The organism is Ideonella flava, assembly GCF_051857595.1.
GTDB lineage: Bacteria > Pseudomonadota > Gammaproteobacteria > Burkholderiales > Burkholderiaceae_C > Ideonella.
Window position 1 is genome coordinate 208,942 of record NZ_JBPZHD010000006.1, and the last position, 22,118, is coordinate 231,059.

Annotated in this window: 16 protein-coding genes; 7 read left to right on the forward strand and 9 right to left on the reverse strand. The window is 69.6% G+C overall.

Annotated features, from left to right (window positions below; translation table 11 throughout):
• Positions 1-42 precede the first annotated feature (42 nt).
• From ACS5PM_RS14745 to ACS5PM_RS14770, 6 genes are all read right to left on the reverse strand, one after another.
• Complete coding sequence (locus tag ACS5PM_RS14745) at positions 43-2,064, reverse strand: M13 family metallopeptidase (RefSeq protein ID WP_439388401.1); 2,022 nt, start codon at positions 2,062-2,064, stop codon at positions 43-45.
• A 214-nt stretch (positions 2,065-2,278) separates the two neighbouring features.
• Positions 2,279-3,478, reverse strand: a complete 1,200-nt coding sequence (locus tag ACS5PM_RS14750) for a glycosyltransferase family 4 protein (protein WP_439388402.1) — start codon at positions 3,476-3,478, stop codon at positions 2,279-2,281.
• Complete coding sequence (locus ACS5PM_RS14755; protein WP_439388403.1) at positions 3,475-4,608, reverse strand: Gfo/Idh/MocA family protein; 1,134 nt, start codon at positions 4,606-4,608, stop codon at positions 3,475-3,477. The genes ACS5PM_RS14750 and ACS5PM_RS14755 overlap by 4 nt, the downstream gene beginning before the upstream one ends.
• Positions 4,609-4,639: 31 nt before the next feature.
• Positions 4,640-5,812 (reverse strand): Gfo/Idh/MocA family protein, encoded by a 1,173-nt coding sequence (locus tag ACS5PM_RS14760; RefSeq protein WP_439388404.1) that lies wholly within the window; start codon positions 5,810-5,812, stop codon positions 4,640-4,642.
• Positions 5,809-8,376 carry a cyanophycin synthetase gene (cphA, locus tag ACS5PM_RS14765; RefSeq protein WP_439388405.1) on the reverse strand — a complete coding sequence of 856 codons (2,568 nt, stop codon included), beginning with the start codon at positions 8,374-8,376 and terminating at the stop codon, positions 5,809-5,811. The genes ACS5PM_RS14760 and cphA overlap by 4 nt, the downstream gene beginning before the upstream one ends.
• Positions 8,377-8,415: 39 nt before the next feature.
• A complete protein-coding gene (locus ACS5PM_RS14770) occupies positions 8,416-10,632 on the reverse strand; it encodes a cyanophycin synthetase (RefSeq protein WP_439388406.1) in 2,217 nt (738 codons plus the stop codon).
• Between the two features lie 139 nt (positions 10,633-10,771).
• Between ACS5PM_RS14770 and ACS5PM_RS14775 the strand changes: the two genes are divergently transcribed.
• Both ACS5PM_RS14775 and ACS5PM_RS14780 read left to right on the forward strand, forming a co-directional pair.
• Complete coding sequence (locus ACS5PM_RS14775; protein WP_439388623.1) at positions 10,772-13,105, forward strand: cyanophycin metabolism-associated ABC transporter; 2,334 nt, start codon at positions 10,772-10,774, stop codon at positions 13,103-13,105.
• Positions 13,106-13,132: 27 nt separating this feature from the next.
• A complete protein-coding gene (locus tag ACS5PM_RS14780; protein WP_439388407.1) occupies positions 13,133-13,606 on the forward strand; it encodes a cyanophycin metabolism-associated DUF1854 family protein in 474 nt (157 codons plus the stop codon).
• Here ACS5PM_RS14780 and ACS5PM_RS14785 read toward each other — a convergent pair whose 3' ends face one another.
• From ACS5PM_RS14785 to ACS5PM_RS14795, 3 genes are all read right to left on the reverse strand, one after another.
• Complete coding sequence (locus tag ACS5PM_RS14785) at positions 13,607-14,716, reverse strand: DUF3466 family protein (RefSeq protein WP_439388408.1); 1,110 nt, start codon at positions 14,714-14,716, stop codon at positions 13,607-13,609. It lies immediately after the preceding gene.
• Positions 14,717-14,827: 111 nt separating this feature from the next.
• Positions 14,828-15,811: an acrylyl-CoA reductase (NADPH) gene (gene acuI / locus ACS5PM_RS14790; protein ID WP_439388409.1), complete on the reverse strand. Its 984-nt coding sequence runs from the start codon at positions 15,809-15,811 to the stop codon at positions 14,828-14,830.
• Positions 15,812-15,851: 40 nt separating this feature from the next.
• On the reverse strand, positions 15,852-16,148 hold the full coding sequence (locus tag ACS5PM_RS14795; protein WP_439388410.1) for a 2Fe-2S iron-sulfur cluster-binding protein: 297 nt from the start codon (positions 16,146-16,148) through the stop codon (positions 15,852-15,854).
• 52 nt (positions 16,149-16,200) lie between these two features.
• Between ACS5PM_RS14795 and ACS5PM_RS14800 the strand changes: the two genes are divergently transcribed.
• From ACS5PM_RS14800 to htpG, 5 genes are all read left to right on the forward strand, one after another.
• Positions 16,201-17,379 carry a CaiB/BaiF CoA transferase family protein gene (locus tag ACS5PM_RS14800; RefSeq protein WP_439388411.1) on the forward strand — a complete coding sequence of 393 codons (1,179 nt, stop codon included), beginning with the start codon at positions 16,201-16,203 and terminating at the stop codon, positions 17,377-17,379.
• Positions 17,376-19,073: an MBL fold metallo-hydrolase gene (locus ACS5PM_RS14805; RefSeq protein ID WP_439388412.1), complete on the forward strand. Its 1,698-nt coding sequence runs from the start codon at positions 17,376-17,378 to the stop codon at positions 19,071-19,073. The genes ACS5PM_RS14800 and ACS5PM_RS14805 overlap by 4 nt, the downstream gene beginning before the upstream one ends.
• Entirely contained in the window at positions 19,070-19,582 is a 513-nt protein-coding gene (locus ACS5PM_RS14810; RefSeq protein WP_439388413.1) for a GFA family protein, read from the forward strand. The genes ACS5PM_RS14805 and ACS5PM_RS14810 overlap by 4 nt, the downstream gene beginning before the upstream one ends.
• Before the next feature lie 18 nt (positions 19,583-19,600).
• Positions 19,601-20,170, forward strand: a complete 570-nt coding sequence (locus ACS5PM_RS14815; RefSeq protein ID WP_439388414.1) for a hypothetical protein — start codon at positions 19,601-19,603, stop codon at positions 20,168-20,170.
• Positions 20,171-20,236: 66 nt separating this feature from the next.
• Positions 20,237-22,117 (forward strand): molecular chaperone HtpG, encoded by a 1,881-nt coding sequence (gene htpG / locus ACS5PM_RS14820; protein ID WP_439388415.1) that lies wholly within the window; start codon positions 20,237-20,239, stop codon positions 22,115-22,117.
• The last annotated feature ends 1 nt before the right edge of the window (position 22,118 follow it).

A 22,118-nucleotide genomic window follows, 5' to 3' on the forward strand; every position in this document is an offset into this window, starting at 1 on the left:
GCCGGACGAGCCGGCCTGCGAGTCAGGAAAAGCGCCTGCGACTTACCAGATGCGGATGCGCTCCTCCGGCGCCTTGAACATCTTGTCGCCCGGCTTGGTGCCGAAGGCCTGGTGGAAGCCGTCGTGGTTGACCGCGGCGCCGTTGGCGCGGAATTCGGGCGGCGAGTGCGGGTCCATGGTCAGCAGCTGCAGCGAGCGTTCTTCGCGCACTTTCTCGCGCCAGGCCTGCGACCAGCCGAGGAAGAAGCGCTGGTCGCCGGTGAAGCCGGCGATCACCGGGGCGGGCTGGCCGTTGAGCGAGCGCCTGTACGCCTTGTAGGCGATCTGCAGGCCGGAAAGATCCGCGATGTTCTCGCCCAGCGTGAGCTTGCCGTTCAGGTGCTTGCCGGGCAGGGGCTCGTAGGTCTCGTACTGCGCGACCAGCTTGGCGCCCACCGCCTCGAAGGCCTTGCGGTCGTCGTCCGTCCACCAGTTGCGCAGCACGCCGTTGCCGTCGAACTGGCTGCCCTGGTCGTCGAAGCCGTGGCTGATCTCGTGCCCGATGACCGCGCCGATGGCACCGTAGTTGGTGGCGTCGTCAGCGGCCATGTCGAAGAACGGCGGCTGCAGGATCGCCGCCGGGAAGACGATCTCGTTCAGGCTCGGGTTGTAGTAGGCGTTGACCGTCTGCGGCGTCATGCCCCACTCGGTGCGGTCCACCGGCTTGCCGGCCTTGGCGGCGATGCGGTTCCACTCGAAGCGGGCGGCCCGCTGGGTGTTGCCGATGGCATCGCCGGCCTTCACCTCGAGCTTGCCGTAGTCACGCCACTTGTCGGGGTAGCCGATCTTGGTCATGTACTTGGCCAGCTTGTCCTGGGCCTGGGCCTTGGTGGCCGGCGTCATCCAGCTCAGGCCGTCGATCGAGTCCTTGTAGGCGGCCAGCAGGTTGCCCACCAGGGCCTGCATGCGGGCCTTGTACTCGGGCGGGAAGTACTGGGCCACGTAAAGCTGGCCGACCGCCTCGCCCAGCGCGCCGTTGAGCTCGGTGATGGCCTGCTGCCAGCGCGGCTTCTGCTCCTTGGCGCCGGTCAGGGCCGTGCCGCGGAAGGCGAAGCGTGCGTCGCGGAAGGCCTGGGGCAGCACCGGGGCGGCATCGTCCAGCGCATGCAGCTTGAAGTACAGCTTCCAGTCCTCCAGCGGCACCTCGGCGTACATCTTGGCCACCGCGGTCACCTCGCTCGGCTGGGAGATCGACAGCCTTTCGACCTGCGCCAGGCTCGCGGCCTGCAGGAAGGTCTTCCAGTCGATCCCGGGCGCGGCCTTTTCCAGCTCGGCCACGGTCATCGGGTTGTAGATCTTGACCGGGTTGCGGTTCTCGACCTTGTCCCAGTGGGCCTCGGCGATTCGCTCCTCGATGGCCATCACGCGCTTGGCGATCGCGGCCGGCTCCTTCATGCCGGCGAGCGTGGCCAGCGTGGTGAGGTAGGTCTCGTAGGCGGCACGGGCCTTGGACAGGCGCTCGTCGTCCTTCTTCAGGTAGTAGTCGCGGTCGGGCATGCCGAGGCCGCCCTGCCAGGTCAGGGCCTGGTTCATGGTCGGGTTCTTGAAATCCGCCATCACGTACAGCTGCACCGGCGTCTCCAGGCGCCCCTGCACCGAGCCCATCCAGCGCGCCAGATCCTTTGGCGTCTTGATGGCGTCGATCTCGGCCAGCAGCGGCTTGGCGGGCGCGAAGCCGGCCTTGTCGATGGCGGCGGTGTCGAGGTAGGTGGCGTAGAAGGCGCCCACCTTGTGCTCGACGGTGCCCGGCGTGAGCTGCTTGCTCTTCAGGCTGTCGACGATGGTGCGCACCCGCTCGTCGGACAGGTCGCGCAGCAGGATGAAGGTGCCGTACTCGGGCTTGTCGGCCGGGATCTCGGTCGTCTTGATCCAGTTGCCGTTGGCGGCGCGGAACAGGTCATCCTGCGCTCGCACGGCGGGGTCGAAGCCCGGCTGGTCGAGGCCCGAGGTGGGGGCGGCGGTGGCGAAAGTGCACATGGCCAATTGGACGAGCGCAGCGGCGGTCGTCAGTCTCAGGGTTTTCATCAGGGCGCGGCTTTCCATCAAGCAAAAGGCGCCGCGGGTTGCGGCGCCAGTTCATCGGCCGGTCGGGCGCGGGGGCACCCGATAGGAGGCCCCCACCCTAGCGGGATCCGGCCGATGGCGCGATCCGGAAGTGGACGAACCGCGCCACGGCGCGACCGGATGTCGGATTCGGCGGATGAACCGGACGCTGGATCGCCCCCGGCCCCGGCCGCCCTCACGGGAGGGCCGTGAACTGCCCGTACAGGCCACCGGAAAGGGCTTGCAGGTCGTGGAACCGTTCCACGCGGGACCGGCCTTCGCGGCCTTTCTGCTCGAGCTCCTTCGGCGAGGCCCTCAGCGCTTCACGCATGGCCTTGGCCAGGTCTTCGGTCGAGCCCGCGGGAAAGATCCAGCCGCAGCGATCGTCCACCAGCTCGGGGATGCCGGCGATGAAGGTCGACAGCACCGGGCGGCCGAGCGCAAAGGCTTCCATGATGACGACCGGAAGCCCCTCGGCAAAGCTCGGCAGCAGCAGCGCCCGGCTGCTCGCCAGCATCTGCTTGACGAAGGCGCTGCCCTGCCAGCCGTGCAGGACCACCTGCTGCTCGACTCCGCAGTCTGCGATGGCCTGCTCCAGCTCGGCGCGCGACTCGCCGTCCCCCACGAAGTGCACCCGCAGGCCGGGGAACTCTTCGCGCAGCGTCGCCATCGCCCGGGGGATGAGCAACTGGCCCTTCTGCGGGCACAGCCGGCCCACGCAGACGAAATCCTGGTTGCCCGGGTCGAAGTCGAAGCTGGGCTGGAACTCGTCCATCTGCAAGCCGCAGCGGGAAATGAAGATCTTGTTCCAGCACGCCATGCTGCTGAAGCGCACCAGCTGCACGCGGCAGAAGTGCGAAATGGCCACCACGAAGGCTGCGCGCTCGACCTTCAGCTTCATGCTGATGGCACCGGGGTCGACGAACTCGTCGGGCCCGTGCGAAGTGAAGCTGTAGCTCGGTCCACCCATCGCCCGCGAGAGCATGGCCACGCTCGACGCGTTGGTCGCGAAATGCGCATGCACGTGCGTGATGCCTTCGGCCCTCGTCTTTCGCCTGAGGTAGGCTGCCTGAAGGAGGTAGGCGACCATCCTCGGCGAGAACTCGCCCTGGTTGACGCACAGGCGCAGCCACAGGCCGATACCGCGCGCCAGGCCGGCGGGATTGGACAGCAGCTCGAGGAAGAAGGCTGCAATCAGCCGGCCCGCATTGCCTGTCAGCAGGTAGTGCGTCTTTTGCTGCTCGGCCATGTCCAGCGGCTCGACGAGCGGCTGGTCCCAGTGGCGCACCGCATAACGCCGGATTTCCAGCCCGAGCCGCTCCAGGGCTTCGATCTCCCGCCGGATGAAGGTCGTGCTGGTCATCGGATAGGAGTTGAGCAGGTAGGCGATCTTCAAGAGGCTCCTCGGCGTTCTTCGGAGTTCAGCATGGATGGGGCCTCCGGCTGGCGGCTGCCAGTCAGTGCCCGCGCGCGATCGACCAGGTTCAGCACGGCCGTCGACAGCGCTGGCGGCATCACCTCGCTGGCGCTCTTCTCGGCGCGCAGCTGCTCGCAGAAGTGAACCAGCATCGGCAAGAACGGATCGGCGCCGTACGACTGGTGTTCGACGTGACCTCGCTGGCGCAGCCTGTTGAGGCGTCGCAATTCGGGCCGGCGTCGCAAGGCGTTGCCCAGGCCGGCCTTCATGCCCGCCCCAGTCAGCGGATCAGCGGCAGGGCCGGCGGGACGGTGGGCGAAGCTCCTGAGGGACTCGGCGCCTATGACAGGTGGCTCGAGCTCTACCCGGCCGGCGGCAAATGACACGGCGGCGCGGTTCTGAAGCAGCACGCGCAACGAAACCGCGATCTGCGACACATCCCCCGCTTCGTGCAGCAGCTGCAGCGCGGCGTGCTCGTCGACGCCGTCCACCGTGAGGTTGACACAGCCGTCGATCCGGCTGACCGCGCCGAAAAGCTTCAGCGCGAGGGCGAGCGGATAGACGCCGCGATCGAGCAGGACGCCCGCGCCCGGACCCGGCGTGACGAGCCGTGGCTGCTCACCGGGCGAGATCGGATAGCCGAAGTCGGCGTAGAGGTGCAGCGGCCCGGTGCCGCGTTGCGATGCCACGAGCTGCGAGAAGCGTTGGTACGCCGGCAGGAAAAGCGTCCACATCGCCTCCATGACGAGGCACCCGCTGTCGCGGGCGGCCGACTCGATCTCCAGGCTCTCGCCGGCGCTGGTGGCGAGCGGCTTTTCGCAGAGCACGGACTTGCCGGCCTTCAAGGCGAGCAGGGTGGTGCCCGCATGCTCGGCCGTGGCGTTGGCCACGTAGACCGCGTCGACCGATTCGTCCGCCAGCAGGGCAGCGACGGACCCATGGGCCCGGGGGATGCCGAAGGCCTCGGCGAAGCGCTTCGCGCGCTCCGACGAGCCACTGGCGACGGCCACGACCTGCCCGCCTTCGAGCAAGGACAGCGACTGCGCCATCCTCACGGCCATGCGGCCCGTTCCGACGATGCCGAAGCGGACGACGGGGCGCGACCTCATCGCCGCGATCCCCGGCCCGCCCGAGCACCGCTCAGGCAGCTGCTTCCGGGTACACGAAATCGCTGTGGATCTGCTGCGAGCCGGCGCTGTCGCCCGCGCTCTGGATCGCCAGCGTCACCTCGTTGAGGTGCAGGGCGAAGTCGGCGAAGGGCTCGGGCGCAGCACCGCGCGCCATGGCCTTGAGCAACGCTGCCGGGCCGAGCGCGAAGTTCATCGAGGCGGCACCGCGCCGACCCACGCGCGGCTGGCTCACGCCCGGGGCGCGCAAGGTCTTCGCGAAGGGGTTGTTGATCAGTCGGCGCCGGATCACCAGGCGCTTTCGCAGGCGCACCGGGGCGCGGTTGTTCCAGCATTCGTCGATCTCCAACACGCCCCCGTCGCCGACAAGGCGCAGCCCATGGCTGTGTGGAGCGACGATGCTACAGGTAAGGCGGGCCACGACGCCGCTCCTGAAGAACAGCACCGCGGTCGAGAAATCCGGCGCGCTGCGGGCCAGGCCCTCGCACTTGGGGATCACCAGCTCGGCCGAGGCGGCCACCACCTTGTCCACCGGGCCCAGGATCATCATGAGCCAGGTGAGGTAGTAACCCGCGTGTTCCACGGTGCAGCCGACCTCGAACTCGTCGAGGTAGGGCCAGGGGGCGCCGGACTCGCTGATCCATTTGCGGTACGGGGCCTGCGAGATGAAGTCGTCGTCCAGTTCGGCGTAGACCAGCAGGGGCTGGCCGGCCAGCCGCTCGCGAACGGCCCACCGCAGCGTCTGCGCGGTCTCGCTCAGGTGACTGCAGGGAGCCGACGCCAGGAACAGCCCCCGCTCCCGCGCGAGCGCGTGCAGCTCCCGGGCCTCTTCCATCCCCATGGCCAGCGGCTTCTCCGAGTAGACGCTGAACCCTCGTTCGAGGCAGCGCTTGCTCACCGCGTGGTGAGACCCGGGGTTGGTCAGGTTGAGCACGAGGTGGGTTCGGCCACTGCCAGCTTCGGCTGTCAGCAGCTCATCGAGCGTGGCGGCCGGCGGGACGCCCCAGAATCCGCAGAAGGCCTGCAGGCGGCTCGGGTCCTTGTCGTAGGCCCGGGCAACCCGGATCTCGGGAAAGGTCTGCAAGGACCGCATGTACAGGTCGGCGACGAAGCCCGTGCCGACGATGGCCACGCTGAACCCGGGAGCGATGGGCGAGGTCGCTCCCTTGGTGGCAGCCGCGCTCACGCCGGCTCGGCCACGCGCTGCGCCAGGTGGGCCAGCGCCTCCTCGACCTGGTCGACCAGCACCAGGCACAGGTCGCCCGGCTGCAGCCGCGCCAGCGCGGTGTCGATGGCGATGAACTCGCCGTGGATCTCCTCGACGTGGCGGGTGCGCGGTGCCCCGTCCAGGCCCTGGCGCAGCAGGCCTATCACCTCGCCGTCCTCCCGGCCGCGCTGGCAGGCGTCCTGGTAGAGGATGACCTCGTCGAAGGCCTGGCCGAGGATCTGGGTCTGCTCGCGGATGTCCTCGTCCCGTCGGTCGCCGGCGCCCGAGATGACCACCGAGCGCCGCTTGGCCGGCATGGCCTCCACCGCCTGAACCAAGGCCCGCATGGCATCCGGGTTGTGGCCGTAGTCGGCGATCAGCGTGGCGCCGCGGTAGTCCATGACGTTGAAGCGGCCCGGCGCGTTGTCGGCGTCGTTGACGAAGCTGGCCAGGCCCGAACGGATGGCATCCCAGCTCAGGCCCACGCCCCAGGCCGCGGCGATCGCGGCCATGGCGTTGTCGACCTGGAAGCCGATCGAGCCGTGGCGAGTCAGCGGGATGTCGCGCAGGGCGACGAACTCGCGCCAGTTGCCCTCGGCCGCGACGATCTGGTCGCCCTCGGCGTAGACGCAGCGCTGGCCCTGCGCGCGGTGCGTGGCCAGCACCGGGTGGTGCCTGTCCTGGGCGAAGTAGATGATGCCGCCGGGGCAGGTGGGCGCCATGCTGACGCAGTGCGGGTCGGTGGCGTTGAGCACCGCGTAGCCGGTGGCGGCCACGTTCTGCACGATCACGCGCTTGAGCACTGCGAGGTCTTCGACTGTGGTGATGTAGTTCAGGCCCAGGTGATCGCCGGCGCCGATGTTGGTGACCACGGCCACCTGGCAGCGGTCGAAGCCCAGGCCCTCGCGCAGGATGCCGCCGCGCGCCGTCTCGAACACCGCCGCATCGACCTGCGGGTTCATCAGCACGTTGCGCGCGCTCTTGGGGCCGGAGCAGTCGCCCGAGTCGATCTGGCGGCCGTTCACGTGCACGCCATCGGTGTTGGTCATGCCCACGCGCAGGCCGCTGGCGCCGAAGAGGTGGGCGACCAGGCGGCTGGTGGTGGTCTTGCCATTGGTGCCGGTGACGGCCACCACCGGGATGCGGCCGTCGTCGCCCGGCGGATAAAGGTGGCTGATGACGGCTTCACCCACCGCCCGGCCCTTGCCGTAGGAGGGCGAGAGGTGCATGCGCAGGCCGGGCGCGGCGTTGACCTCCACCACCCCGCCGTGCTGCTCCTCGAGCGGGCGGATCACGGTCTCGCACACCACGTCGACGCCGCAGATGTCCAGGCCGACCATGCGCGCCGCAGCGACTGCGCGGGCGGCGACTTCAGGATGCACGTCGTCGGTCACGTCGGTGGCGGTGCCGCCGGTCGACAGGTTGGCGTTGTTGCGCAGGATGACGCGCTGGCCCTTCTCGGGCACCGACTCCGGCGTGAGGCCCTGCAGGGCCAGCCGCGCGACCGCGATGTCGTCGAAGCGGATCTTGGTCAGCGAGGTGGCATGTCCGTCGCCTCGGCGCGGGTCGGCGTTGACCTGGTCGACCAGCTGGCGCACGGTGTGCACCCCGTCGCCCGAAACCTGGGGCGGATCGCGCCGCGCCGCGGCGATGAGGCGGTTGCCGACGACCAGCATGCGGAAGTCGCTGCCCGGCAGGAACTTCTCGACCATCGGGTGGCCGATCTCCTCCGCGGCCCGGTAGGCGATCTCGAGCCCCGCGCGGTCGACGATGTTGACCGTGACACCCTTGCCCTGGTTGCCGTCCTGCGGCTTGCAGACCACGGGCCAGCCGATCTCCTCGGCGGCCTCGCAGGCGTCATCGACGCTGGACACCGGCCGCCCCAGCGGCACCGGCACGCCGGCGGCGCGCAGCAGGGTCTTGCACAGGTCCTTGTCCTGGGCGATGGACTCCGACACGGCGCTGGTGGAGTCGACCTCGGCCGCCCAGATGCGGCGCTGCTTGGAGCCCCAGCCGAACTGCACCAGGCTGCCGCTCGTCAACCGGCGGTAGGGGATGCCCCGCGCGACGCCGGCGTTGACGATGGAGCCGGTGGAGGGGCCGAGGCGGATGTCCTCGTCCAGCTCTCGCAGGGCGTGCAGCGTGGTGTCGCAGTCGAAGGCCACGGCCTCGCCCAGTGCGCGGCGGATCAGGGCTTCGGCAGCCTCCAGCGCCTGGCGGCCGACCTTCTCCTCGCTGTACTCGACGACCACCTGGTAGACGCCGGCGTCGACCGTCGCCGTGGTGCGGCTGAAGGTGACCGGGCAGCCGGCCTGCGTCTGCAGGGCCAGCGTCGCGGCCTCCAGCACGTGGGCGAGCGAGGCCTTCTCCGGCTTGACGCGCAAGGCGCCCATGCCCGGGAACAGTGCACGCAGTCTCGCCTCCAGGCCGGGCAGCGTGGTCAGCGCGCGCTCGGCCTCGTCGCAGGTGACGATGGCCTCGACGGCGGTGTGGCGGCTCCAGAGGTTGGGCCCTCGCAGGGCACGGATGCGGGAGATTTCCATGGGCGGCTCGGGCGGTCTTGCTTGTTCTGTCGGTGGGAATCAGGCGCGGCCGAGGTCGAAGGTCTCGACACCGGCGGCGATGAGCTCGGGCGAAATGCCGAAGGCCCAGGCGGCGGCCACGGCGGCCAGCAAGGCCTCGGACAGGCGGGCCAGCTCGGCCGGGCTGCCGTGGCCGTGGCGGGTGAGGATGCCGTGCAGGTCGGGCCCCGCGTGTTCGCTGGCGCCGGTCAGCAGCACGACCTTGCCGCCGCGCAGCACGGCGGCGCGGCCGCCTTCGAGGCAGTGGTCGCGCAGCACCTGCGGGTCACCCTCAGGGCCCTCGACCGCGTACAGCAGCACTTCGCCGTCGCACAGGTCGCCCAGCTCGGCGATGCGCGGGTCGGCGGCGTTGAGCACGCCCACACCGTCGTCCAGCACCACGTCGATCTGCGTGCGCAGCACCTTGTAGAGCTGGTCGGATTCGCTCACGTCGTGGCGCTTGAGCCGCTCGAAGCCATCGAAATCGGTCACCACGCCGACGTGGCAGCGGTCGTAGGGCAGGCCTCCGTCGAGGATGAGCTCGGGGCCGTTCTCGAACACGGCCGCCTGGGCGTCTCGATTCATCAGCAGGCGGTGGCTGGCCTCCCAGTAGGCGGCGCTGCGGGCCACTGCCGGCTCGGTCCGCCGCTGGCCGACGAACAGGCCGTCGCGGCAGGCAAGCGCCGTGTGCCGCCCCGACAGGTGCACCAGCCAGGCCACGGCACGCGCGACGACGTGGGTGTCCCTCGTGCCGGCGACGCCGATGATGGGGATGCGGCCCGGGTGCGCGTCGGCCTCGTCGCTGGGGAACAGCTGCTCGACGATGGCCTGACCCACCGGACGCGGCTTGCCGACGGCGGGCTTCAGGTGGCTGAGCAGGCCAGGGCCGGCGTTGACCTCGACCACCGCGCCGCCCTGCTCGTGCAGGGGCCGCGAGATGTCCTCGGCCACGACGTCGATGCCGGCGATGTCCAGCCCGACCGCTTGCGCGGCCAGCGAGACGTAGTGATCGACCTCGGGGTGGACATCGTCGGTGCAGTCGATGGCGACGTTGCCGTTGCGCTGCACGAGCACGCGCTTGCCGGCCGGCGGCACCGAGTCCGGCGTCAGGCCCTGGCGCTGCAGGTCGAGCAGCATCACGCCGTCCTCGCGCGGGTTCAGGCGGTTCAGCGGGTGATCCTCGGTCGTGCCGCGGCGAGGATCGCTGTTGATCTGCTGGTCGACGAGGTCGGCGACATGGTGCTGGCCGTCGCCCACGATCCAGGCCGTCTCGCCGCGGGCGGCGGCGACCACCCGGCCGCCGACCACCAGCAGGCGGTGCTCCTGGCCGGGGATGAAGCGCTCGACCATCACCTCGCTGCCATGGCGGGCAGCCACCTCGTAGGCGGCGCGGACGTCGACTTCCTGCGTCAAGTCCAGCGTGACGCCGCGGCCGTGGTTGCCGTCGGTGGGCTTGATGACCACCGGCGCGTCGAAATCCTGCGTGGCGCGCCACGCTGCGTCCGCGCTCTGCACGATCTCGCCTTCGGGGACCGGCACGCCACAGGCGGTGAGCAGGCTCTTGGTCAGGTCCTTGTCGCAGGCGATGGTCTCGGCGATGGCGCCGGTGAGGTCGGTCTCGGCGGTCCAGATGCGGCGCTGCTTGGCGCCATAGCCCAGCTGCACGAGGTTGCCATCGTTCAGGCGGATGTGCGGGATGCGCCGGTCGGTGGCGGCGGCCACGATGCAGGCCGTGGAGGGACCGAGGTAGCAATCGTCTATCGCCTCGCGCACGCGGGCCACCGCGGCGGCCACGTCGAAAGGCTGCTCGTTGATGGCCGCCATCAGCAGCGCGTGACCCTCGGCCAGGGCGCTGCGGCCGACCTGCTCGTTACGGGCGCGGAACACCATGCGGTAGACGCCGCGCTGGCTGGTCGACCGGGTCTGGCCGAAGCCGGTGGGCATGCCGGCCAGGTTCAGCAGCTCGATCACGCAGTGCTCGAGGATGTGGCCGGCCCAGGTGCCTTCGGTCAGGCGCTGCATGAAGCCGCCCCGCTCGCCCACCCCGCAGTGGTGCTCTGCCAGGGCCGGCAGCAAGGCCAGCAGCCGCTCGGTGAACCCTGGCAGCTTGTCCGAGGGGTGGTCTTCCAGTTCGCCGAGGTCCAGCCAGACTTCGAGCACCGAGCGGTAGGTCCAGATGTTGGGGCCGCGCAGGTAGGTGATGCGCTGCAGGGTGATGTCGTTCTTCTGGGCGGTCATGGGCAGTGGATCGGGTGGACGGCGCGGCGGTCAGCCGGCACGAGACGCGGATTTTGCGCTCGCTCGCGGCTGGCGGCCGCCTGGGGCAGCCACGGGGCAGGCGAGGAGCACGCTTTCAACGAAAATGCCGCGCTTGAGCATGCAACAACACACCACCCTACCGACCGGTCGCTCCGGCGATGCCGCCGCCCTTGCAGGGGCAGGGTCGGCACCGCTGACGCCCGGGGACAACGTGCTCGCCACGCTGCAGGTTGACCTCGACGAGGCCCTGCGTTTCGCCCCGGGACAGCTGGTGTTGAGCGAGCGTGCATTGTTCGCGCGGCTGGGCCCTTCCGGTGCGTGGCAGCGCTACGAGCTGGCCCCGGGCATGACCTTGAGGCACCACGACCACGCCGGCGTGGGCACGCTGGAGCTGGCCGACGAGCAGCGCCTGATCACCCGCTGGCGCTTCACCCTGGCCGCCAACGTGCAGGCCCTGCGGCTGGTCAAGCGTTTCGAACAGTTGCAAAAAGCCCGGGCGCTGGGGGTCGCGGCCGAGGGTGACGACCCCACGCGCTGTCCCAATTGCCGCGCCCCGCTGCCACCGGATTCGGACGAGTGCCCCTTGTGCACCCGCGAGCTCACCGAGCCGCCATCGACGTGGGTGCTGCTGCGCCTGTGGCGATTCGCGCGGCCCTACCGTTTCAAGCTGCTGTCCGGCTTCCTGCTGACACTGGCCTCCACCGGTGCCACGCTGGTCCCGCCCTACCTCACCATCCCGCTGATGGACGAGGTGCTGATCCCCTTCCAGAACGGGCAGAAGATAGACACCGGCTACGTCGTGCTGCTGCTGTCGGGCCTGCTTGGCTCGGCGCTGGTGGCCTGGAGCCTGGGCTGGGCGCGCACCTGGCTGCTGGCGCTGGTGTCCGAGCGCATCGCGGCCGACCTGCGGGTAGGCGCCTTCGAGCATCTGCTTCACCTTTCGCTCGACTACTTCGGCGCCAAGCGCACCGGCGACCTGATGAGCCGCATCGGCTCCGAGACCGACCGCATCTCGGTCTTCCTGTCGCTGCACGCGCTCGATTTCGCCACCGATGTGCTGCTGCTCGGCATGACCTCGGTGATCCTGTTCTCGATCAATCCCTGGTTGGCGCTCGTCACGCTGCTGCCGCTGCCCTTCATCGCCTGGATGATCCACCTGGTTCGCGACAGGCTTCGCACCGGCTTCGAGAAGATCGACAGAGTGTGGGGCGACGTCACCAACGTGCTGGCCGACACCATCCCCGGCATCCGGGTGGTCAAGGCCTTCGCTCAGGAGTCGAGAGAAGCCTCGCGTTTTCGCGAGGCGAACAAGCAGAACCTGCACGTCAACGACCGGCTGAACAAGACCTGGAGCCTGTTCACGCCGACCGTCTCGCTGCTGACCGACATCGGCCTGCTGGTCGTCTGGGCCTTCGGCATCTGGCAGGTCAGCCGCGGCCAGATCACGGTGGGCGTGCTGACGGCCTTCATCGCCTACATCGGCCGCTTCTACGGCCGGCTGGATTCGATGAGCCGCATCGTCTCGGTCACGCAAAAGGCGGCGGCCGGCGCCAAGCGCATCTTCGACATCCTCGACCACGTCTCCAACGTTCCCGAGCCCACGCAGCCGGTGAAGATGGCCGAGCTCGAGGGCGGAGCGCTCATGGGCGGCGTGACGATGGACAACATCGGCTTCCGCTACGGCAACCGATCGGTCATCCGCGGCCTGAACCTGCAGATCCGGCCGGGCGAGATGATCGGCCTGGTGGGCCACAGCGGCTCGGGCAAGAGCACGCTGGTCAACCTCATCTGCCGCTTCTACGACGTGACCGACGGCCGCATCCTGGTCGATGGCATCGACATCCGCCGTTTTGCCGTCTCCGATTACCGCCGGCACATCGGCCTGGTGCTGCAGGAGCCCTTCCTCTTCTTCGGCACGGTCGCCGAGAACATCGCTTACGGCAAGCCCGAGGCCACGCGCGAGGAGATCGTCGCCGCGGCCCGCGCGGCCCATGCCCACGAGTTCATCCTGCGCCTGCCGCAGGGCTATGACTCGCTCGTCGGCGAGCGCGGCCAGGGGCTGTCAGGCGGCGAACGGCAGCGCATCTCGATCGCGCGCGCCCTGCTGATCAACCCGCGCCTGCTGATCCTCGACGAGGCCACCTCGGCGGTCGACACCGAGACCGAGAAGGAGATCCAGAAGGCGCTGGACAACCTGGTGCAGGGCCGCACCACCATCGCCATCGCGCACCGCCTGTCCACGCTGCGCAAGGCCGACCGGCTGGTGGTGATGGACCGTGGCGTGGTGGTCGAGGTCGGCCCGCACGACGAGCTGATGGCCCAGCAGGGCGCCTACTGGCGGCTCTACGAAGCCCAGGCCCGCAAGGCCGAGGCCGAGGGCAGTGACCACGATGCGGTGCTCATCGCGAACAACATGCCGCAGCCGTCGGCACACCAGGCGGTCGGCTCATGAGCGCCAGCGCAGGCCGAAGGGTGCAGCATGAATCCTGATTTCGAGTTGACGCGCAATCCGCAGGGCCGCCTCGTCTATACCGCCGCCGATGGCCAGGTGCACGAGGGCATCACGCCGGTACGCGCCTTCCCCATAGGCGCGCCGGAGGAAGGGCTGTCTCTCGTCAGCGTCGAGGGCCGCGAGCTGGCCTGGGTGCCAAGGCTGTCGGACCTGCCGCCGCCGCTGCGCCGCCTGCTCGAGGAAGAACTCGCCAGCCGCGAATTCACGCCCGAGATCAGGCGTCTGGTGAAGGTCTCGACCTTCTCGACCCCCAGCACCTGGGACGTGGACACCGACCGTGGCCCGACGCAATTGGTGCTCAAGGGCGAGGAGGACATCCGCCGCCTGCCCGGCAGCCGATCCTCGCTGCTCATCGCCAGCAGCCACGGCATCGTCTTCAAGGTGCCGGACCTGCTCTCGCTGGACCGGCACTCCAAGCGCCTGCTCGAGCGCTTTCTCTGATCAGCGCGCGGCGCCCGCGGCGACCGGGCTGAAGAGGAAGGCGCGGACGGCGCCGCTGGTCCGGTGCCGGCCGTTGGCGGCGATCTGGCCCAGGTCGTTGATGCCGACGGCCTGCTCGATCGTCCATTCAGCGCGCTGGTCGGCGGTCAGCATGTCGTTCAGGTCGTAGGTCGAATGGCCGTCGTAGAGGAACGCATGCCTTTCGCCGGCGGCCACTTCGGTCTCCCCGACCACCCAGTCCGCTTCGTTCAGTGCCAGGGCCTTGCCCCAGGTGGCGCCGTCGAGCATGGGCAACGCGGCCATGGTGCCCTTCTTGTAGAGGATGGGTACCATCAGTCCGTTCTGCGCCAGATTGGACCAGCCGACGATGCGGCCGCGGTTGTTGATGGCCGAGGCCGCCGAGTAGTTGCCTCCCGGCAAGGTTCCGAGGTCCTTGGTGCGGCCGTTGCGGTAGAGGAAGGCATGGATGTCGTCCGTCCCCCCTACGTCGGCGTAGCCGACCGCCTGGTCGGAGTCGTTGATGCCCAGGGCGGCGCTGTCGTGGCCCCCAAGGTAGCCGATCTCCAGCATCAAGCCGTCATGGAAGAAGAAGGCGCGCGTCCTGCTCTTGGCGGTCCGGCTGGTGCCGACCACGTGGCCGCTGGCGTTGATGCCATAGCCCACCGATTCGAGGCTGCATCCGCCGCAGCCGTCCTGGTCGAAGCCCGGGATCCTGACGAGGTTCGAGCCGTCGTAGAGGTACCCGTGCCCGGCGAAACCCTCGCCCATCAGGTCGTCAGAGGAACCGGTCGCCACCCCCGCATCGTTCAAGGCGTAGACGCTGTTGCGCGGGAACTTCGGGTACTCGTGCAGGCGCGGGATGGCGTTGCACTGGGCCGGTGTGCAGAGGTAGGCCGCCGACTCGATGTAGTTCTTCAGATTCGCGTAGTTGACGCCGACGACTCCGGAGTTGTCGATGGCACTCGCCGTGGTGGCGTAGGCGCCGGTGCGCGGCACCGGCAGCAACTCCACCTGGTAGCCCGGTGGCGCGGCCAGCGCATCCGTCATCGGCCCGGCCAGCGCAAGGACAAGGGAGATCAGGCGCAGCGAAGCGCCGGTTGGTGGGTTCATGTGTCTTCCCGTGAGGCGCACGACCTGTGCGACGGCGCATGGTGGCATGCGCTGTCAGGGGGGCGCCTCTACGCAAGCTAGGGGAAGAATCGCTGCAAGCTTGGGGGGCGCTCAGCGATTCACGTCGACCACCGTGCGGCCGCGGATGCGACCGGCGAGCAGGTCGTTGCTCGCCTGCACGATGTCGCTCAGGGCCACCTCGTGCGTCATCTCGGCGAGCTGGTCCGGCTTGACGTGCCGGGCCAGCAGTGCCCAGGCCTGTTCGCGCACGGCATTGGACTGGAAGACGCAGTTGATGCCGTAGAGCGTCACGCCCCGAAGGATGAAGGGCATCACCGTGGACGGCAGGTCCGCGCCGCCGGCCAGGCCGCAGGCCGCCACCGCGCCGTTCCACTTCGTCTGCGCCAGCGCATTGGCCAGCGTCTGGCTGCCGACCGTGTCGACCGTCGCCGCCCAGCGCTCGCTCTGCAGCGGCTTGCCGGGCGCGACGAGTGAACCGCGGTCCAGGATGTGCGCAGCGCCCATGCGCTGCAGGTAGTCGGCCTCCTGCGGCCGGCCGGTCGAGGCGGTGACCTCGAAGCCGAGGCCCGCCAGCAGCGCGACCGCCACCGAGCCGACGCCGCCCGTGGCGCCCGTGACCAGCACCTCGCCATCCTGCGGCCGGGTGCCATGCTTGAGCAGCGCCATCACGCACAGCGCCGCGGTGTAGCCCGCCGTTGCCACGGCCATGGCCTGGCGCGTCGTGAAGCCCTCGGGCAGGCGCAGCAGCCAGCCGGCCTTCAGGCTCGCCTTCTGCGACAAGCCCCCCCAGTGGGTCTCGCCCATTCCCCAGCCGTTGACCACGACGCGGTCGCCGGCTTGCCAGGCCGGGTCGCTGCTCGACTCCACCACGCCCGCCAGGTCGATGCCCGGCACCATGGGCCAGCTGCGAACGATCGCGCCGCGGCCGGTCACCGCCAGCGCGTCCTTGTAGTTCAGGCTCGAGTACTCCACCTTCACCCGCACGTCGCCCGGGGGCAGCGCGGACTCGTCCAGATCGACGAACGCGACCTGGGTGGCCTTGTCCTGTTGCGTCAGCATCAGCGCCTTGAACATCGCGATCGGCCCTCCGGCGGGTGTGTTGGATGCCGCGATGCTATGCCTTCGTGGCAGCCTCCGCATCGATGACGACGAGGGGTTCGTCGGCCAGTGCCACGCACGGCAGGATCCAGCCCTCGGCCTTCTCCTCGGCCAGCAGCCCGGGCCATTCGACTCGGTAGCGCACGTGGCCCTGCAGCAGGCGGCAGCGACACGCGCGGCAGCTCCCGTTGCGGCAGGATCGTGGCAGGCGGATGCCGGCGGCCTGTGCGGCTTCGAGCAGGCTCTGGCCATCGGCCACCGGCACCGTCCAGCCGGCCGGCTCGATGCGCAGAACAGGGGAGGGTGAGGCCATCGGCCCGATGCTAGTCTCAGCGCCTTTCAACGACTGGCCGAGGTGGAGGCAGATGGGTCCCTTGCATGGCCTGCGGGTGATCGAGCTGGCAAGCATCGGGCCGGGGCCGATGTGCGCGATGCTGCTGGCGGATCTCGGCGCGGACGTGGTCCGCATCGATCGGCTGGAGCCGAGCGGCCTGGGCGTGCCGGTGGAGCCCCGGTTCGACGTGCCGGCGCGCAGCCGCCGCTCGATCGCGCTGGACCTGAAGAGCGACGTCGGACGCGAGGCGGCGCACCGCCTCATCGCGAGCGCCGACGTGCTGATCGAGGGCTGGCGTCCGGGAGTCGCCGAGCGGCTCGGACTGGGCCCGGAGGATTGCCACGCGCGGCATCCCGGCCTGGTGTACGGCCGCATGACGGGCTACGGCCAGTCCGGGCCGCTGGCGCAGGTGGCCGGGCACGACATCAACTACATCGCGCTGTCCGGTGCCTTGCACGCCATCGGCGGCCAGGGCGACGGCAGCGATGAGCGGCCCGGCCCGGTCCCGCCGCTGAACCTCGTGGGCGACTACGGTGGGGGCGCGCTGTACCTCACGGTCGGCGTGCTGGCGGCCCTGTTCGAGCGCCAGCGGTCGGGCCGCGGGCAGGTGGTCGATGCGGCCATGGTCGATGGCGTGGGCTCGCTGCTCTCGCTCTTCCACGGCCTGGCTGCGGGTGGGCTGTGGGACGCGAGCCGGCGCCGCTCCAATCTGCTCGACGGCGCGGCGCCGTTCTATTCGACCTACGAGACGGCCGACGGCAAATGGCTCGCGGTGGGTGCGCTGGAGCCGAAGTTCTTCGCCGAGCTGGCGAACCGGATCGGCCTGGCTCCGCGCTTCGTCGAACGCCAGTACGACCGGCTCCTCTGGCCCGAAATGCGCGAGGCGCTCGCCGCGCTGTTCAGGCAGCGCACGCGGGACGAGTGGACCGAGCTGCTGCAGGGCAGCGACGCCTGCGCCAGTCCTGTGCTGACGATGGCTGAAGCGGCTGCGCATCCGCACGCCCAGCAACGCCAGTCCTTCGTCGACGTCGGCGGCGTGCTGCAGCCGGCCCCGGCACCCCGCTTCGGACGCAGCCGCCCCAATGCCCCGCGCTCCGCGCCCCTGCTCGGCCAGCACACCCGCGAGCTGCTGCTGGAGGCCGGCTACAGCGAGTCGGACATCTCCGCGCTGCTCGCGTCGGGCCGGGCGAGGCAGACAATGCCGGCATGAGTGCCGACATCGCCGTTTCCTCCCGCCTGACCGACCACGAGCGAGACGCCGAAGGCGCGCGCCGGGCTGCCAGCGTCATCGTCCTGCGCGACGGTGCCTCCGGCACGCCGGAGGTGCTGATGCTGCGCCGCGCCGAGCGAGGCGACGACCTGCGCAGCGGTGTCTGGGTCTTCCCGGGCGGGGTGCTCGATGAAGAGGATGCCGCGCTGGCCGCGCGCTGCGACGGCGACCACGAGCAGGCGGCCAACGAGCGCCTGGGCCTGGCCGCCGGCGCGATGACCTACGCGGTGGCTGCGGTGCGCGAATGCTTCGAGGAGGTCGGCCTGCTGTACGCCAGTGCCGGCGCGGTCGAGGCGGCGCATCACGAGCGTCACCTGGTGCGCACCGGCGCCGACTTCACCGCCCTGTGCGAGAGGCACCGCCTGCGGCTGGATGCCGGAGCGCTGGCGTACCACAGCCACTGGCTGACGCCACCCGGCCTGCCCAAGCGCTTCGACACCCGATTCTTCGTGGCACGCGTCCCGGGCGGCCAGGTGCCCGTCGTCGATGCCGGCGAGGCCCTGGAGCTGGCGTGGCTCACGCCGGCGCAGGCGCTGGAGCCGGCGCGCGGCCTGAAGCTGTTGCCGGTGACACGCGAGACCCTGAAGGACCTGGGCCGCTTCGGCACCGTGGCCGAGATCCTGGCCGACGCCCGAACCCGCAGGCATCCGCCGCGCATGATGCCCCGCCTGGGGCGCGATGCGGCCGGCAAGGTGCGCCCGGTGCTGCCCGGCGAATGGGCCTATGCCGAGATCGCCCGGCTCGACCCGGTGGGCCTGGGCAACGTGTGCTTCGAGCTGCCGGCGCTGCAGCCGGTGCGCCTGTCGGACCGGGTGACGCGCATCACCTGTTCCAACGGCTCGGTGATGACCGGGCCGGGCACCAACACCTACCTCTTGCGCGCGCCCGGCGGCAGCGAAGTGACCGTGATCGACCCCGGTCCCGACGACGAGCACACCGAGGCCCATCTGCAGGCCGTCATCGCCGCCGCGTCCCCGGGCCACATCGTGCGCATCCTGACGACGCACACCCACAAGGATCACTCCCCCGCCGCACGCCGGCTGGCCGAGCTGACCGGTGCACCGGTGCTGGGCCGCATCGCCGAACACCCCGAGTGGCAGGACGCCGGCTTCGCGCCGCAGGTCGAGCCGGTCGAAGGCGATCGCCTGATGCTGGGCGAGGGCGCGACGCTGCGCGCCGTGCACACGCCCGGCCACGCCTCCAACCACGTCTGCTGGCTGCTGGAGGAGGAGGGCATGCTCTTCACCGGCGACCACGTGATGCAGGGCTCGACGGTGGTGATCAACCCGCCCGACGGCGACATGGCCAGCTACCTGGCATCGCTGGACAAGCTGCTCGCCATCGATGGTCTCGAGTGGTTCGCGCCGGGCCATGGGTTCCTGATGGCCGAACCGCAGGTGGAGGTGCGAAGGCTCATCGCGCACCGGCACGCCCGAGAGGCCAAGGTGGCGGCCGCATTGCGCGAGGCCCGCCAGGCCAGCGCCGAAGCGCTGGTGCCCACGGTCTACGGCGATGTGCCGGCCTCTCGCCACGGCATCGCCGCCCGCTCCTTGACCGCGCACCTGGTCAAGCTGGCACAGGACGGGCGCGTGCGGCACGACGGCGGGCTGTGGCATTGGCAGGAGGCGACATGAGCGACGGGTTTCCCCTCGACGGCGGCTGCGACTGCCGGAAGGTGCGCTACCGGATGCAGACGCGACCGCTTTTCGTCCACTGCTGCCACTGCCGGTGGTGCCAGCGCGAGACGGGCTCCGCCTTCGTCATCAACGCGATGATCGAGTCCGATCGGGTCATGCTGCTGGCCGGCGAGCCGGTGAAGGTGCACACGCCGAGCGAGAGCGGCGCCGGCCAGCAGATCTACCGTTGCCCGAGCTGCTGGGTGGCGCTGTGGAGCCACTACGCCGGGGCCGGACCTTCGGTGAGCTTCGTGCGGGTGGGCACGCTGGACGAGCCGGATCGCCTGCCGCCCGACATCCACATCTTCACGGCCAGCAAGCTGCCGTGGGTGCTTCTTCCCCCGGCCACGCCAGCGGTGCCGGAGTACTACGAACGCGAGCGGCACTGGCCGGCCGAAAGCCTCGCGCGACGCGCCGCACTGCGGGCGCGCGTCGAAGCTGCTGCAAAGGTCCGGGCCGGAGACTGACAAACCATGGGTTACGCGATGAGTTGGCTGGCTGTGCGAGGCAAGCTGCCCGAGCAGGTGCTGGCCGATCTCGATGCCTCGCCCACCGGGCGGCGAGCGCCCTTTGGCGATGTGCGCCTCGGCTGCTGCACCCTCCCGGGCGGCTGGCTGCTGGTGGCGGCGCTGCGCGCCGAGCATCGGTGGGTGGCGCCGGAGTCGCTCGCGGCCCTGTCGGCCAGTGCCGAGCTGGTCGCCTGCGTGGTCGAGGAGCATGTGATGGTGTCCCGGGCGGAGGCCTGGCGGGGCGGCGAGCGGCTCTGGCGTGTCCTGCACGATGCGCAGCAGGCGCCGGATCACCTGCAGGCCGAAGGCGATCTGCCGGTACCCTATGCCCGCATCGATGCAGAGCAGCGCCAGCTGCAGGCTTCAGCCGGCGCGCGGGGCGTGGACGAGATGTTCGAGATTCCGCTGAAGCTGGCTCAGGCGCTGGTCGGCTTCAAGCATGACGAAGGCGGCCCTGGCGCGGAGGGCCTGTGGCAGGAACTCAGCGACGGCCCGCTGCCGCCGGCGGCCCCGGCCGACAAGAAGCCGTGGTGGAAGCGCTGGTGATCCCGGGCCTTGAAATCCCGTCCGCCGCCCTAAACTCCCCGCCCGTCGAAAACCTGCCTGCCGATCATGACCAAGCACACCCACGCCTTCCAGGCCGAAGTCAAGCAGATCCTGCACCTCGTCACCCACTCGCTCTACTCCAACAAGGAGATCTTCCTGCGCGAGCTGGTGTCCAACGCCTCCGACGCCTGCGACAAGCTGCGCTTCGAGGCCCTGGACAAGCCCGAGCTCTTCGAGGATCAGCCCAACCTGGAGATCAAGCTGATCGTCGACGCGGAGGCCAAGACGATCACCATTCGGGACAACGGCGTGGGCATGAGCGCCGAGGAGGCCGCCGCCCACCTGGGCACCATCGCCAAGAGCGGCACTCGCGAGTTCATGGCCTCGCTCGAGGGCGAGAAGAAGAAGGACGCCAACCTCATCGGCCAGTTCGGTGTCGGCTTCTATTCGGGCTTCATCGTGGCCGACCGCATCACCGTCGAATCGCGCCGTGCCGGCCTGCCGGCCAACGAGGGCGTGCGCTGGAGTTCCGAAGGCACGGGCGAATACGACCTGGAGACCATCGACAAGCCGGCCCGCGGCACCGACGTGATCCTGCACCTGCGGGAAGAGGAGTCCGAGTTCCTCGCGGCCTGGAAGCTGCGCTCCATCGTCTCCAAGTACTCCGACCACATCTCGCTGCCCATCCTGATGCGCAAGGAGGAGTGGGACCAGGAAGCCGGCAAGCAGGTCGCCAAGGACGAGTGGGAGACGGTCAACAAGGCCGCCGCACTATGGGCCCGGCCCAAGGCCGACGTCACCGACGCCGAGTACCAGGAGTTCTACAAGCAGCTGAGCTACGACAGCCAGCCGCCGCTGGCCTACACCCACAACCGCGTCGAGGGCCGCAGCGAGTACACGCAGCTGCTGTACATCCCCGCCAAGGCGCCCTTCGACCTGTGGAACCGCGACAAGCGCGGCGGCGTCAAGCTCTACGTCAAGCGCGTCTTCATCATGGACGACGCCGAGTCTCTGATGCCGGTGTACCTGCGTTTCGTCAAGGGCGTGATCGACTCGGCCGACCTGCCGCTCAACGTGAGCCGCGAGCTGCTGCAGGAAAGCCGCGACGTGAAGGCCATCCGCGAGGGCTCGACCAAGCGCGTCCTGTCCATGCTGGAAACGCTGGCCGACAGCGAGAGCGCCGAAGACCGGGCCAAGTACATGAGCTTCTGGAAGGAGTTCGGCGCCGTGCTGAAGGAAGGCGTCGGCGAGGACTTCCAGAACCAGGAGCGCCTGGCCAAGCTCTTCCGGTTTGCTTCGACCCAGGCGGATGAAGGCGTTTCACTGGCCGACTACGTCAAGCGGATGAAGGAGGGTCAGGAGGCGATCTACGTGATCACCGCCGATTCGCTGGCTGCCGCCAAGTCCAGCCCCCAGCTGGAGGTCTTCCGCAAGAAGGGCATCGAGGTGCTGCTGCTGACCGATCGCGTCGACGAGTGGCTGCTGTCGCATCTGCACGAGTTCGAAGGCCATGCGCTGCAAAGCGTGGCCAAGGGCGCCTTCGACCTGGGCAAGCTGCAGGACGAGGAAGAGAAGAAGCACGCCGAGGAAGTGGCCGAGGCCTTCAAGCCGACGCTGGAGAAGCTGAAGGAGGCCCTGAAGGACCGGGCCAAGGACGTGCGCGTGACGACGCGCCTGGTCGATTCGCCCGCCTGCATCGTGGTGGAAGAGGGCGACATGAGCGCCCATCTGGCCCGCATGCTGAAACAGGCCGGCCAGCAGGCGCCCGAGACCCGGCCGATCCTCGAGGTGAACGCCGACCACGCGCTAGTCAAGCGGCTGGACGGCGACCCTCGCTTCGAAGACCTGGCGCAGATCCTGTTCGACCAGGCGCTGCTGGCCGAGGGCGGGCATCTGGAGGATCCCGCGGCGTACGTGCAGCGGGTGACGAAGTTGCTGGCGGCCTGAA